Below are 13,718 nucleotides of genomic sequence, written 5' to 3' on the forward strand. Positions count from 1 at the left end.
GCTCTACTTCGGGTCGACGGTCTGGGCGATGCGCTCGGCCTCGTCTCGGTCGGCGCCGTCCTGGGCCATCAGCCAGACATGAATTTCAGCCGGTTCGGCCGAACGCTGGAACAGGTGCTCCATGGCGATGCGACGCTGGCCTTCGGTCGTCACCACCGAGACGCGGCCGCCGACCGTGATCTGTTCCCCGTCATAGATCGGAAATTGCGAGGAAGGCCCGGCGTAGATCATCAGATAGGTCTTGCCCGCCTTGCGTGCCGAATAGACGTGAGCGCCCGGCGCCGCCCGTCCCTCGACCAGTTGGAAGCCCGGCGGCAGGTCGATGCGGAACGGCAGGGCCGCCCGCTCGGCCGCGCTCAGGCCCTGAGGCGCGGGCGCGGGCGCGGGGGCGGGCTGCGGCGAGCGCACCGGCGCCGCAGAGGGCGGAGCGGACGGCGTGCGCGGGGCGGCCTGCGGCTGCGTCGTCGGCCTCGGCGATTGAGGCTGGGGGGTCGGCGGGGGAACTGCGGATGACGGCGTCGGCGAGGCCGGCGTCGGCGAAGCGGGCGCGCCGTTCAGGCGGCGGGTCAAGTCGTCGATCCGCGCCCGTTCGGCCGGGTCCTGGCGCGCGGCCGCAGGCGGGGATGCGGCAGGCGCAGGCGTCGATCTTGACGGCGAAGCTTGAGGCGCGGCCTGGGCTGTCGGCGGCGCGGCTCTCTCGGGCGCGGCTCTCTGGGGCGCGGGCGGCGCGCCGTTCAACCGACGCGTCAGATCCTCGATGCGGGCGCGCTCCTCCGGGTCCTGCTGGGCGGATGCGGGCGTCGCCGCCGCAGCCAGCGGAGCGACAAGCGACAGGGCGACGATCAGGGTTTTCATGGCGTCGACATTGGCGGCGAGGGCCGCGCCGGGTCAAGCGGCCATCTCGCCCTTCACGATCAGGCGCCGGGCAGCTCCACCCAGAAGGTCGCGCCCTGGCCCGGCGCCGAGGTCACGCCGATCTCGCCGCCTTGCAGCTCCACCAGCCGCTTGGCCAGGGTCAGGCCGACGCCGTGCCCCTCAATGGCCGAACGCTCCAGCCCCAGGCGATTGAAGGGCTCGAACAACTGGGCCTGCTTCTCGGCCGACAGCCCCGGCCCGCGATCGACGACCTCGATGCGCACGCGGTCGCCGCTCCAGGCAGCGCGCAGGACGACCAGGCCGCCCGCCGCTCCATACTTGACGGCGTTGTTCGCCAGATTGCCCACCACCTGGGTCAGGCGCTGGGAATCGGCCCGCGCCACCAGGTGATCGCCGGCGGCCACGACGTCGATCTTCACCGCCGCCGCCTCAGGATTCAGCAGCAGGCTGCGGCGCACGTCCTCCAGCACCCCGGTGACGTCGGTGGGCCTCAGATCGACCTTGACCGCCCCCGCCTCGGCCCGCGCCACGTCGAGCAGATCATGGGTCAGGGCCTCGACCTGGCGGGCCGTCTTGACCAGCATCTGCGCCATCTCGACCTGATTGGGCGTCGTCGCGCCCAGGTGCCCTCCGGCCCACAGTTCGCCGATGCCGATGACGCCGCCGATCGGGCTCTTGATCTCATGAGCCACATTGGCCAGCAGGCGCGACTTGGCCGCCGAGGCGCGTTCGGCCCGCAGCCGGCCCTCGCGAGCCCGCTCGGTCAGGCGGTCGCGCTCCTCCAGCAGGGCGGCGACCATGACGATGGGCATATAGCCCAGCAGCACCAGAAGCTGGCCCAGCATCGCCCGCTGCTCGGGTGCGAAGGCGTGATAGGGGCCGTTCCCGGCCATGGTGCCGCCGATGGCCATGATCGAAACGATCACCAGGGCCCAGGCGATGCCGACCACGCGGAAGCGCACCGCCATCAGCACCAGCAGCGGCAGCAGCAGAAACCCATAGGGCAGGCTCAACTGCGAGAAGATGGCGTAGCAGGCCCCGAGGATCAGAGCGCTGAGCGCCACGCCCTCGGCCAGACGCGCGGGCTGGCGCAGAATATCCAGATGCTTTCGGCGCAGGGTCAGACCGAACACGCCCAGGACAGCGAAGCCCAGGGCGTGCCCGCTCCACCAGATCCGCAGCGAATCCAGCAGATCCACGCCGATCATCATGTGCAGAGCGACGGCGCTGAACACGGCGGACGGCAGCGGCGCTATGGCGCAAACCATCAGGAACCGCGCCAATCCTTCGACGCTGTCGACGTGCAGTCCCGTCACCAGCCGTCGTGTCAGGACCACCGCCAGGGCGATCTCCAACAGGTTGGCCACGGTGAAAAGCAGAGCCAGGGTCGGCCCATTGCCGCTCAGGAACTCGCCCGCCAGGACTCCCGCGGCGATCAGCACGGCGAAGCCGCAATCATAGGCGGCTCCCCGACCGCCGCGCAGCCACAGGGCCATCGCCAGGCCGCCGGCGCCCCAGAGGGCCGCGACCACGCCATTGGCCCGGGCAAAGCTGATCGCCAGAACCACGAGGATCGTCACCCCCACGGCGGTCAGGATCGGCAGCAGAGGCTGTCGAAAGAAGGCGGCGTTCGCCTGCGACGACGGGGGCGCGACGGGCGCCAGGCCCGACGGCTCTACGACGGCTTCAGTCCTTTCGAGCGCGCGGCTCATCGTCATGATCGGGTCCACGATGCGACACTGGCCTCGCACCCTGCCCCAGCTTCCTAAACATCCTCTGAAGTCAGGCGACGGTCGCCGAAGCCGCCGCGAGGGCCGCGTCGAAGGCCCGCATGGCGGCCGCCGGCCCCTGCGGATGCGCCCAGACCCCGGCGCTGACGGCCACGAAGTCCGCGCCCGCCGCGGCCAGTCCGCCCGCATTCTCGGCCGTGACGCCGCCGATGGCGACGCAGGGAACCTCCATCGTCTCCTGCCAGATGGTCAGGATCTCGGGCTCGGCGTGATGGAGCACCTCTTTGGTCGCCGTCGGGAAAAAGGCGCCGAAGGCGACATAGTCCGCCCCGCCCTCGGCCGCCTCCATCGCCAGGTGGCGGCTGTCGTGGCAGGTGACGCCGATCATGGCGTCCTCGCCCATGATGCGACGCGCCTCGGCCAGGGAGGCGTCCTCCTGGCCCACATGCACGCCGTCGCAGCCCGTGGCGCGCGCCAGATCCGGACGGTCGTTCAGGATCAGAGCCACGTCGTGCGCCTGGCAGATCGGCTTCAGCCGGGCGACGGCGGCCCGGATCTCCTCGTCCGAGGCCTCCTTCAGGCGGATCTGCAGGGCGGCGCAGTCGCCAGACGCCAGGGCGGTCTCCAGATCGGCGGCGAAAGCGTCCAGATCCGGGATGGCGGCCGGGGTGATCAGGTACAGCCGGCAAGGCGGACGGGCGGGAATTTGCGGTTGACGAGCCATGGCCGAGCCCTGCCCGTCGGCGTCGGCGCCGTCAATGTCGCATGTGCATGCGAATGATTTGCACCCGCCTTAATAAGTGCTATAGCGAGCCATTCTCAGTGTTCCGGGTGCCTCGCCTTGTACGTCTGCAATTGTAACGGTCTTCGCCAGCGTGACGTCGCCCTCGCCATCGAGGCGGGCGCCAGCCGCCCGAAGGACATCTTCGCCAGCCACCAGTGCGCGCCCCAGTGCGCCAAATGCGTGTGCGAGATGCGCCAGATGATCCAGGAAACCCAGACCGCCTTCGCCATCGCCGCCGAATAGACGGTTTTGAAAGCGGATTTCACTCGCATTATCAATGCAGTGATAAAAACTCGCAAATAATCAGCGGCTGCAAAGCCGTGATATGAAGGTCGTCACGGGCGGTCAGGAGGCTCGGCCTTGCGTCGAGGCCGTCTCCGCCGCTGCTTTTTGAAGGACGACGACCATGAAGGGCGATCCCGCGATCATCCGCACCCTCAATGCGGTGCTGACCAACGAACTGACGGCGGTGAACCAGTACTTCCTGCACGCCCGCATGTTCGAGAGCTGGGGCCTGGCCCACCTCGGCAACGTCATCTACGAGGAATCGATCGGCGAGATGAAGCACGCCGACATGCTGATCAAGCGCATCCTCTTCCTGGACGGCCTGCCCAATCTGCAGGATCTGCACAAGCTGAAGGTCGGCGAAGACCCGATCGAATGCCTGGGCGCCGACCTGCAGCTGGAGATCGACAGCCGCGCCACGACCCGCGACGCCGTCACCCAGTGCGAGGAAGCCCGCGACTACGTCAGCCGCGACCTGCTGATGAAGATCCTGGCCGACACCGAGGAGCACGTCGACTTCCTCGAGAACCAGCACAGCCTGATCCAACTGATGGGCGCGCAGAATTATCTGCAGTCGGCGATGAAGGAAATCGTCACCGACGGCGCCGCCACGGGGAACTGATCCAAGGTCGGGCGCGGCCTCAGAAGGCGGGAACGTCCGCCGCGCCCGGTTGTTCTTGGCTGCATGAGCAGCATGGACGACGCCCTCGACGCCGCCCGCGACCACGCGGCGGACTTCCTCAACGCCGAAGGCCGCGACTGGCGCCACGTCGCCCTGGGCGCGGCGCTGACCGTCGGCTTCGCCCTGGCGGCGACAGCCGTGGCGACCCGCGCCGTTCCCCCGCAGACACGCGGCCTGACCGGCGCCCGAAAACGCGAGGGTCCGATCACCGAGCGGCCGCGCGGACCGTTCAGCCTGATCCTCCCCGCCGTCTTCTCCGCCACCACCCTGTCGGCCCTGCGCGTGTGGAACGCGCCCGCGAGGCCCGGACGCAACGCCGCCATGGGCCTGTGGGCCGTCGCCCAGACGGTCAACGCCGTCTGGCTGGCCGCGCGGCCCACAGGACGTTGGACCCAGATTCTCGCCGCCATGTCCTCGGCGGGTCTGGCCGCCGCCTTCGCCCATGAGGCGCGCAAACTTGACCCCGGCGCGGGCAAGCTGGCCGCCCCCACCGGCATGGGCGTGCGCCTGGCCAATCAGGCGGAACGCGGTCTGAACGACGCGGCCTGAATCCGCGAGTCGCCGAGCAGCGCCATTGCCCTTTTTCGGCTTATCCTCTAGGGCTCCCGGCGATTTGGCGCGCCACGCCCTGGCGGTCGGCGCCTGCCGCCCCCCAGCAACGAGCCCTACGGTTCTCATGAAAATCAACGCCAACACCATCAAGCCCGGCATGGTCCTGCAACACAACGGCGGCCTGTGGGTCGTCACCAAGGCCAGCCACGTCAAGCCCGGCAAGGGCGGCGCCTTCGCCAACGTCGAGGCCAAGAACCTCGAAACCGGCAACAAGCTGAACGAACGCTTCCGCTCGGAAGACAAGGTCGAGCGCGTCACGCTGGAACAGCGCGACTACTCCTACCTGTTCGACAACGGCGAGACCCTCGTCTTCATGGACGACGAATCCTATGAGCAGATCGAACTGCAAAAGGGTTGGGTCGGCGAAGACCGCATCCCCTACCTGCAGGAAGGGATGAAGGTCATCATCGAGTCGCACGAAGAGCGTCCGATCGGCCTGGAACTGCCGGAACAGGTCGTTCTTGAAGTCGTCGAGACCGAGCCGACCGTGAAGGGCCAGACCGCCTCGTCGTCCTACAAGCCCGCCAAGGCCTCGAACGGCATCCGCGTCATGATCCCGCCCTTCATGTCGACGGGCGAGAAGATCATCGTCGACACCTCGACCGGCGAATACGTCCGCCGCGCGGACTAACAAACGCCGTCATTCCCGGCCAAGGCCGGGCGCTGTAAAGACTACAGGGGCGCGGATGGTCCGCGCCCCTTTTGCTTCTCCGTCCATCCGGGCCGCAGGCCTTTCGAGGATCGACGGATCAGGAGAACCGCCTATGGCCCTCGCTTCCGCCCTGCTCCAGGTCATGATGGACGCCGTCCGCAAGACCGCCCGCCCGATGCTCCGGGATTTCGGCGAGGTGTCCCAGCTCCAGGTGTCCCGCAAGGGCCCCGGCGACTTCGTCACCGCCGCCGACGTCAAGGCCGAGCAGACCCTGTTCGAACTGCTGCTGAAGGCCCGCCCGGGCTACGGCTTCCTGGGCGAGGAACGCGGCATGGTCGAGGGCACCGACAAGACCCACACCTGGATCGTCGATCCGATCGACGGCACCACCAACTTCATGCACGCCATGCCCCACTTCGCCATCACGGTGGGTCTGGAGCGCAAGCATCCCGACGGCACGTCCGAGATCGTGGCCTGCGTCACCTACAACCCGGTCATGAACGAGATGTTCTGGGCCGAAAAGGGCAAGGGCTGCTACCTGAACGACACCCGCATCCGCATCGCCGGACGCGCCGACATGGCCGAGTGCCTGATCGCCACGGGCCTGCCCTTCATCGGCAAGACGGGCCACGGTCAGGCCATCAAGGACATCCACGCCGTCGGCCAGCGCGTCGCAGGAATCCGTCGCCTGGGCGCGGCCTCGCTGGACTTCGCCTGGGTCGCCGCAGGCCGCTACGACGCCTATTTCGAGCGCAACCTGCAGCCGTGGGACGTGGCGGCGGGCATCCTGCTGGTCACCGAGGCCGGCGGCGTCGTCACCACCATCGACCAGGACGGCGACCCCATGAGCGGCAAGCAGATCGTCGCCGGCAACCCGGAAATCCAGGCCAAGCTGCGCAAGATCCTGCGCGAGGCGTAAGGCATGCAGCCCTCTCCTGATGGGAGAGGGCTTGAGCCTCCAAGAGCGAAGCGATTGGCCAAGGCGAAAGGGTGAGGGTTCACGGCGAAAGTCGGCGTGAGCCGCCGCGCCACGGCTCACGCCGACGGACAGGACAAGCCTCTCACCCTTTCGCGCAAGGGCGACGGCTGCGCCGCCGCGCGCTCAAGCCCTCTCCCGCCGGGAGAGGGTCACGTGATCACGCGCCTGTCACGTCCGCCCCCTACCCTTCGCGCATGATCGCCGCCATCCTGACCGCCGTCCTCCTGTCGTCGAGCCAACCGGCCATGTCCGCTCCCCCCGCCAAGCCGACCGTCATCGCCCATCGCGGCGCCTCGGGCGAGCGCCCTGAGCACACCCGCGCCGCCTATGATCTGGCCATCGAACAGGGCGCGGACTTCATCGAACCGGATCTGGTCATGACCCGCGACGGTCATCTGGTCGTCCGCCACGAGAACGAGATCGGCGAGACCACCAACGTCGTCGACCGTCCGGAGTTCGCTGCGCGCCGCACCACCCGCGACGTGGACGGCGTTCCCATCACCGGCTGGTTCACCGAAGACTTCACCCTGGCCGAGTTAAAGACCCTGCGCGCCCGCGAGCGCCTGCCCGCCCTGCGCCCCGCCTCGGCCGCCTTCGACGGCCAGGAGCCGATTTTGACCTTCGACGAAGTGGTCGAGATCGCCCGTGACGCCAGCGCCCGCACCAGCCGCGTCATCGGCGTTGCGCCCGAACTGAAGCACCCGTCCCACTTCGCCGCTCTGGGCCTGCCGATGGAGGACGCCTTCGTCGCCGCGCTGGAGCGCCACAGCCTGACCGGCGCCGACGCCCCCATCCTGATCCAGTGCTTCGAGGTCGGGACTCTGGAGCGACTGGCCGCGCGCATCGACGCCCCCCTGCTGCAACTGATGCAGGCGGGCGGCGGCCCCGCCGACCGGCCGGGCGCGACCTATGCAGAGATGGCGACGTCAGAGGGTCTGGCCGAGATCGCCCGCCATGCCGCCGCGATCGGAGTGCAGGATCTGATGGTCGTGCCGCGTGACGACGCGGGCCGGGCGCTGGACGCCTCCAGCCTCACGGCTGACGCCCATGCGGCGGGACTGAAGGTCGTGGTCTGGACCTTCCGGGCGGAGAACCTGTTCCTGCCCGCCCAATACCGCATCGGCGAAGCGCCGGCCGACCACGGCGATCTGGCGGGCTGGCTGAAGACGGTCTACGCACTGGGCGTCGACGCCGTGTTCAGCGATTATCCCGCAGCGGCTGTAGACGCACGCTAACCTACTCTCTCTCCCGCCGGGAGGGGGTTGCTCCCTAGGTTCCCTGAAACTGCAGCTTCGCCAACCGCGCATACAGGCCGCCCTTGGCCGTCAACTCGGCGTGCGTGCCCTCTTCGACCACCTGACCGCCGTCCATCACCACGATGCGGTCGGCCCTCAGCACGGTCGCCAGACGGTGGGCGATGACCAGGGTGGTGCGTTCGGACATCGCCTGATCCAGCGCGGCCTGCACCAGACGCTCGTTCTCGGCGTCCAGCGCGCTGGTCGCCTCGTCCAGCAGCAGGATCGGCGCCTCGCGCACAAGAGCGCGCGCAATGGCCAGACGCTGGCGCTGCCCGCCCGACAGGCTCTTGCCGCGCTCGCCCAGCGGCGTGTCGAAGCCTTCCGGCAGGGCGTCGATGAAGCCGAGCGCCTGAGCCTCGGCGGCGACGGCCCGGGCTTCCTCCAGCGTAGCCGCTTCGCGGCCGAAGCGGATGTTCTCCAGCGCCGAGCCCGAGAACAGCGGCGCCTCCTGCGACACCCAAGCGAAGCGGTTGCGCACATCGACCGGATCAGCCGCGCGCACGTCCACGCCGTCCACCGACACCAGGCCCGACTGCGGGTCATAGAAACGCAGCAGCAGGCGGAAGACCGTCGACTTGCCCGCCCCCGACGGCCCGACCAGGGCCACCGTCTCGCCCGGCCGCACGGTCAGGCTGAAGCCCTTCAGCGCCGGCAGGTCGGGGCGGCCCGGATAGGCGAAGTCCACAGCCGACATCGACACTTCGCCGCGCGGCGGCTGCGGCAGGGCGACCGGGCTGGCGGGCGGCGCGATGGCGGGCGTGGCGCGCATCAACTCGTCGATCCGCTCCATGGCCCCGGCGGCCTTCTGCACGTCGCCCCAGCTTTCGCCCAGCGCGCCGACGGCGCCCGCCGCGAACACCGACAGCAGCACGAACTGCAACAGAGCGCCCGGCGTCATGGTCCCGGCGATCACGTCCTGCGCGCCCAGCCACAGCACCAGGGTCACGCCGCCGAACATGACGACGATGATCATGGCCGTCATCACCGCCCGCGCCCGCATCCGCTTCAGGGAGACGCCGAACGCCTCCTCCACCGCCGCGCCGAAACGGCCGATGGCGCTCCTTTCACGACCGAAGGCCTGAACCGTCTCTATGGCGTCCACGCTTTCCCCGGCGAAGCCCACCGCCCCGGCGAAGGTGTCCTGCGACTTCACCGTCAGACGTCGCACTACCCGGCCAAACAGGAACAGCGGCACGATCAGAAGCGGCACGATCAGCAGGACGAAGGCCGTCAGCTTCGGACTGACGAAGAACAGCAGGATCACCCCGCCGATCAGGGTCAGCAGGTTGCGCAGCGCATAGCTGATCGAGGTGGTCAGCAGGGTGTCCACCAGTTGGATGTCCGTGGTCAGGCGCGACAGCACCTCGCCCGTGCGCATATGGGCGAAGAAGACAGGGTCCAGGGTCAGGATGCGCTGGAACAGCGCCTGACGCAGATCGGCGATGATCCGCTCGCCCGTCTTGGTGACGTAGAAATAGCGCAGCGCCGTCGCCAGCCCCAGGATCACGGCGTTGAGGCCCAGGATCAGGAACCACTTGTCGATATGGGCGCCGCCGCTCTCGAACCCCTGGTCGATGGCCCCGCGCGCCGTCGCCGTCAGGGCCAGGGAGGCGACGGTCGAACCGATCAGCCAGATCGCCGAAATGCCTGCGTCCATCCTGTGCCGCCCCAGGAAGGGCAGCAGCCGCCCGAGGGGACGAATGTTGCGGCTCTTGGCGCGCTTGCCGCCCGCCTCTTCCATCTGCTCGGCCAGAACGGCCCCGGCGCCGGGGCGGCCTGTCGGTTGAGCGTGGCGTTGGGGTTCTGCGTGGGTCATGGCCGCGCTCTTGCCCCGGAACGCCCCCCGGTGTAAACGCCGCCCCTCGCTCCCGTCGCGCCCTGCGGCGGGATTCTCTATTTACGCGCAGTGACGGTCGGCATCGTCGTCGCGCAGAGACGGACAAGATCGATGAAAGCGGACACGCACCCCGACTACCACTTCATCACTGTTGTGATGACCGACGGCACCACCTACCAGACCCGTTCGACCTACGGGAAGGAAGGCGCCACGCTGAACCTGGACATCGACCCGACGTCTCACCCGGCCTGGACCGGCGGCAACCAGCACCTGATGGACCGCGGCGGCCGCGTGTCGCGCTTCAACAACAAGTTCGGCGGCTTCATCAAGAAGTAAGCCACGCTTGGTGCGACAAGTTCGCCACAAAAGCGCCGGTCCGAGGGCCGGCGCTTTTTTGTTGCCCGGAACGCCGATAATATGAACGCGTTCGATCATTTGGGGCGTGGACGCTGGGTCCGGGCCTGATCGGACCACATGAGTTGCAGACGATGAACCGACGGGAACTGGGCCTTGGCGTCGCCACGACGAGCCTGACGCTGGCGGCGGCGAGCGGAGCGCTGGCCCAGACGCGCACCACCGATCCGCAGATCTTCATCGCCGGCTTCGACGCCCAGGCCGGGCGCCTGCCCGCCGCCCAGCAGGCCGAGGTCCGCGCCGTCTACCAACTGACCCAGGGCAAGCCGATCTGGACGGCCGATCGCCTGCGCGTGCTGCAGGAAGTCGCCGTCGGCGCCGAGCGCCACGGCCTGCCGGCGGGAGACTTCTTCGACTTCGTCGGCCTGGCCGCCGACCGCGAGACGGCCGAGATCCGCACCACCGCCGCCGCCCTGGCCTACGCCCGTGTCCTGGCCGAGGGCCGCATCCGGCCCGAGACGGTCGAAGAGCTGTGGGAGATGCAGAAGAACAGCGTCGACCTGCCGCGCGGCCTGGTCGACGCCGTGGCCGCCAACACGCTGAGCCAGTGGTTCGACGCCCTGCCCCCCACGGACCTGGGCTACACCAATCTGTCGGCCGGCTACGCCCGCTATCGCCGCATCGCCCGTCAGGGCGGCTGGCCCGCCTTCCGCCTGAGCAGCGGCACGATCGAGCCGGGGAGCAGCGACCCACGCATCCCCGCCCTGACCGCGCGCCTCGCCGCCGAGGGCGACCTGAGCGCCGCCGCCGCCGAGCGGCTGAAGGGCAACCTGGCCTATGGCTCCGAGCTTCAGCAGGCGGTTCGCAGCTTCCAGACGCGTCACGGCCTGGGCTCCGACGGCCGCGTCGGCCCTGCGACCCAGCGCTCCCTGACCGCCACGGCCGAGGACCGAGCCCGCCAGATCGCCCTGAACCTGGAGCGTCGCCGCTGGCTGAAGCGCGAACTCAACCCCGAGCGGATCGAGGTCAACACCGCCGCCGCCATCATGGTCTACTGGAAGGACGGCAAGCCGGTTCACTCCAACCGCGTCATCGTCGGCACCGCCGCCAACCAGACCCCCAGCCTTGAGAAGCCGTTCGCCTCGGTCGTGGCCAATCCGCCGTGGACCGTGCCCATGGGCATCGCCCGGCGCGAGATCCTGCCCAAGGGCCCCGGCTACCTCGCCGCCAACGACATGTACGTCAATGCCGACGGCTGGGTGGTGCAGCGCGCCGGGCCGAAGTCGTCGCTGGGCAATGTGAAGTTCGAGCTGCAGGACAGCTACGCCATCTTCCTGCACGACACCCCGGCGCGGGGGGCCTTCAACCTGTCGGTGCGCCAGCGCAGCCACGGCTGCGTGCGGGTGCAGGACGCCATCGGCTTCGCCCGCCTGCTGCTGTCGCCCGACCCTGAACGCCTGGCCGTGTTCGACGCGGCCCAGGCCAGCGGCGAGACCAAGCGCGTGACCACCGGCCGCAACATCGGCGTGCGCCTGCTCTACTGGACCGCCTTCGTCGACGGTCAGGGCCGCGTCGCCTTCCGCGAAGACGTCTACAAGCGCGACGCCAAGCTGGCCGACGCCCTGGGCATCGCCGTCAACCTGCCGCAGGTGGTGGCCGACGCCCCGATCGATCCGGACGAAGTGACGCCGTAAGCGAGGCGCTCAGCCGAAGGCGGCGCGCAGACGATCCATCTGACTCTGCACCGGATTGGCGGGCGCCGTCGCCGGCTCCACATACATCTGCCGGTCCAGGTGCAGCACGCGGTCGTAGAGCTTCTCGGCCCGCACGGCGTATTCGATCAGGGCGATCGGCAGGTCGCCGCGACGCGGCTCCGTCTCCATGCGGCGATCGGCCAGGCGGTAGCGGGGGTCGCCCGCCGCCTCGGCGCTCATATCCTTTTCCCGCACGGCGCGCTGAACCAGCAGCCACGAGGCGATCTGCATCAGCCGCGTGGTCAGCTTCATGCTCTCGCCCGCATAGGACAGGGCCGCCGCCCGCGACAGCAGGCGCGAATCCTGGCGTCCGTCGCCATCCAGATAGGCGGCGGTCTCCTCGACCAACTCCATGCCTTCGCGGAAGGTGCGCTCGAACAGCTCGGAGCGCGCGAAGTCCAGCACTTCGGCGCCGACAAGGCGCGCCGGGCTCGGTTCAGCTTCGATGGCGGTCACAGGCGTATATCCACGAATCTCATGCATTCGCTCGCTGCAATCGTCATGCCACGGAAGCTGATCCGACGGGAGGGGGCGGCCGAAACCGTCCCCAACCCGCGCGCCTCAGCGGAAGTTGAACAGCGCATCGGCGGCGCTGCGCTGTGAAGACTTGCCCTGAATGGCGGCGCGCGCGCGGGCGATCTCGGCCTCAAGGGCCCCGATCCGCTCCTGAAGTTCATCCACAGCGTAGAGGTCCAGGTCTTCGCGCCCCAGGGCGGCGATGGCCTCGCCGCGCTGCGGCCGGGGCTCCAGATCTTCGAAACTCATCCTCGCCTCCTTGGCCATTACGGGCACGACCTCCTATGTGAACGCCGCATTGAACCGGAATGCAAGCAAGAGAGGCTGCACCATGCAGGCCATAGAGATCGAAAACGGACGCGGCCCCGCCGACGCCCTGCGCCTGACGACGCGTCCCCTGCCCGTTCCGGGCCCTGGCGAAATCCGCATCCGCGTGCGCGCAGCGGGCGTGAACCGCCCCGACATCGTCCAGCGCGAGGGCCGCTATCCGCCCCCGCCGGGCGCCTCGGGCATTCTGGGGCTGGAGGTCGCGGGCGAGGTCGACGCCCTGGGCGAGGGCGTGACGCGCTGGGCTGTCGGCGACCAGGTCTGCGCTCTGCTGGGGGGCGGCGGATACGCCGAATACGCCGCGGTCGACGCCCGCCACGCCCTGCCGATCCCGGACGGCCTCGACTTCATCCAGGCCGCCGCCCTGCCCGAGACCGCCTTCACCGTCTTCGCCAACGTCTTCGAGGGCGGCGGGCTGAAGTCGGGCGAAACCCTGCTGATCCACGGCGCCACCAGCGGCATCGGCGTCATGGCCATCCAGATGGCCAAGGCGGCGGGCGCCCGCGTCATCGCCACCTCACGCGGCGGCGCCAAGGCCGAGGCCGCCCGCGCCCTGGGCGCCGACGTCAGCCTGGACGCCACCCAGGACGACCTGGCCGCCGCCATCCAGGAAGCAGGCGGCGCCGACGTGGTGCTGGACATGGTTGGGGCCGCCTACGCCGAACTGAACCTCAACGCCCTGAAGCCCGGCGGACGCTGGGTGGTGATCGCGACCCTGACGGGCGCGCGGGCCGAGGTCGACCTGATGCGGATCATGTTGAAGCGGATCGTCCTGACCGGCTCGACCCTGCGCAGCCGCTCGGCCGACGAAAAGGCCCGCCTGGCCGCCGCCGTCGAGACTACGGTCTGGCCCTGGATCGCCTCCGGCGCCGTGCGGGCCCAGGTCGAGGCGACCTTCCCCCTGGCCGAGGCCGCCGCCGCCCACGCCCATCTGGAGGCCGGCGCCCACGTCGGCAAGGTCGTGCTGCTGCCCTAAAAAGGAAAAAGGCGGGAAGCCGAAGCCTCCCGCCCTATCCGTCAACCGTCTCTACA

At 69.3% G+C, this 13,718-nt stretch carries 15 protein-coding genes; 9 read left to right on the top strand and 6 right to left on the bottom strand.

Going from position 1 to position 13,718, the window contains the following annotated elements:
• Positions 1–3: 3 nt before the first annotated feature.
• From ACWIDZ_RS03270 to thiE, 3 genes are all read right to left on the bottom strand, one after another.
• Positions 4–855 carry a hypothetical protein gene (locus ACWIDZ_RS03270; RefSeq protein WP_453988754.1) on the bottom strand — a complete coding sequence of 284 codons (852 nt, stop codon included), beginning with the start codon at positions 853–855 and terminating at the stop codon, positions 4–6.
• Between the two features lie 59 nt (positions 856–914).
• Positions 915–2,594, bottom strand: coding sequence for a sensor histidine kinase (locus ACWIDZ_RS03275; protein ID WP_346487383.1), 1,680 nt, complete (start codon positions 2,592–2,594; stop codon positions 915–917).
• A 64-nt stretch (positions 2,595–2,658) separates the two neighbouring features.
• On the bottom strand, positions 2,659–3,330 hold the full coding sequence (gene thiE, locus ACWIDZ_RS03280; protein WP_453988755.1) for a thiamine phosphate synthase: 672 nt from the start codon (positions 3,328–3,330) through the stop codon (positions 2,659–2,661).
• Positions 3,331–3,447: 117 nt separating this feature from the next.
• On the opposite strand from thiE, the gene ACWIDZ_RS03285 reads away from it, so the two are divergent.
• The 6 genes from ACWIDZ_RS03285 to ACWIDZ_RS03310 all read left to right on the top strand — a co-directional run bounded on the left by ACWIDZ_RS03285 (position 3,448) and on the right by ACWIDZ_RS03310 (position 7,835).
• Positions 3,448–3,633: a (2Fe-2S)-binding protein gene (locus tag ACWIDZ_RS03285; protein WP_291776575.1), complete on the top strand. Its 186-nt coding sequence runs from the start codon at positions 3,448–3,450 to the stop codon at positions 3,631–3,633.
• A gap of 163 nt (positions 3,634–3,796) precedes the next feature.
• A complete protein-coding gene (gene bfr, locus ACWIDZ_RS03290) occupies positions 3,797–4,297 on the top strand; it encodes a bacterioferritin (protein ID WP_291776578.1) in 501 nt (166 codons plus the stop codon).
• A 72-nt stretch (positions 4,298–4,369) separates the two neighbouring features.
• A complete protein-coding gene (locus ACWIDZ_RS03295; RefSeq protein WP_453988757.1) occupies positions 4,370–4,906 on the top strand; it encodes a tryptophan-rich sensory protein in 537 nt (178 codons plus the stop codon).
• 127 nt (positions 4,907–5,033) lie between these two features.
• A complete protein-coding gene (gene efp / locus ACWIDZ_RS03300; RefSeq protein ID WP_200167699.1) occupies positions 5,034–5,600 on the top strand; it encodes an elongation factor P in 567 nt (188 codons plus the stop codon).
• A gap of 133 nt (positions 5,601–5,733) precedes the next feature.
• Complete coding sequence (locus tag ACWIDZ_RS03305) at positions 5,734–6,540, top strand: inositol monophosphatase family protein (protein ID WP_125900056.1); 807 nt, start codon at positions 5,734–5,736, stop codon at positions 6,538–6,540.
• A gap of 254 nt (positions 6,541–6,794) precedes the next feature.
• A complete protein-coding gene (locus tag ACWIDZ_RS03310; RefSeq protein WP_453988758.1) occupies positions 6,795–7,835 on the top strand; it encodes a glycerophosphodiester phosphodiesterase in 1,041 nt (346 codons plus the stop codon).
• Positions 7,836–7,869: 34 nt separating this feature from the next.
• On the opposite strand, the gene ACWIDZ_RS03315 is transcribed toward ACWIDZ_RS03310, so the two are convergent.
• Entirely contained in the window at positions 7,870–9,714 is a 1,845-nt protein-coding gene (locus tag ACWIDZ_RS03315) for an ABC transporter transmembrane domain-containing protein (RefSeq protein WP_343828902.1), read from the bottom strand.
• 132 nt (positions 9,715–9,846) lie between these two features.
• Between ACWIDZ_RS03315 and rpmE the strand changes: the two genes are divergently transcribed.
• Both rpmE and ACWIDZ_RS03325 read left to right on the top strand, forming a co-directional pair.
• A complete protein-coding gene (gene rpmE / locus ACWIDZ_RS03320; RefSeq protein ID WP_003168899.1) occupies positions 9,847–10,071 on the top strand; it encodes a 50S ribosomal protein L31 in 225 nt (74 codons plus the stop codon).
• 152 nt (positions 10,072–10,223) lie between these two features.
• Positions 10,224–11,783 carry a L,D-transpeptidase family protein gene (locus tag ACWIDZ_RS03325; protein ID WP_343828901.1) on the top strand — a complete coding sequence of 520 codons (1,560 nt, stop codon included), beginning with the start codon at positions 10,224–10,226 and terminating at the stop codon, positions 11,781–11,783.
• Positions 11,784–11,792: 9 nt separating this feature from the next.
• Here ACWIDZ_RS03325 and rcdA read toward each other — a convergent pair whose 3' ends face one another.
• Together rcdA and ACWIDZ_RS03335 are read right to left on the bottom strand one after the other, a co-directional pair.
• On the bottom strand, positions 11,793–12,197 hold the full coding sequence (gene rcdA, locus ACWIDZ_RS03330; RefSeq protein WP_453989146.1) for a protease adaptor protein RcdA: 405 nt from the start codon (positions 12,195–12,197) through the stop codon (positions 11,793–11,795).
• Positions 12,198–12,404: 207 nt separating this feature from the next.
• Positions 12,405–12,608, bottom strand: coding sequence for a DUF1192 family protein (locus tag ACWIDZ_RS03335; protein WP_453988759.1), 204 nt, complete (start codon positions 12,606–12,608; stop codon positions 12,405–12,407).
• A gap of 82 nt (positions 12,609–12,690) precedes the next feature.
• On the opposite strand from ACWIDZ_RS03335, the gene ACWIDZ_RS03340 reads away from it, so the two are divergent.
• Entirely contained in the window at positions 12,691–13,662 is a 972-nt protein-coding gene (locus tag ACWIDZ_RS03340) for an NAD(P)H-quinone oxidoreductase (protein ID WP_453988760.1), read from the top strand.
• Positions 13,663–13,718 lie beyond the last annotated feature (56 nt).

The sequence above is a fragment of the Brevundimonas sp. NPDC055311 genome (assembly GCF_053645695.1).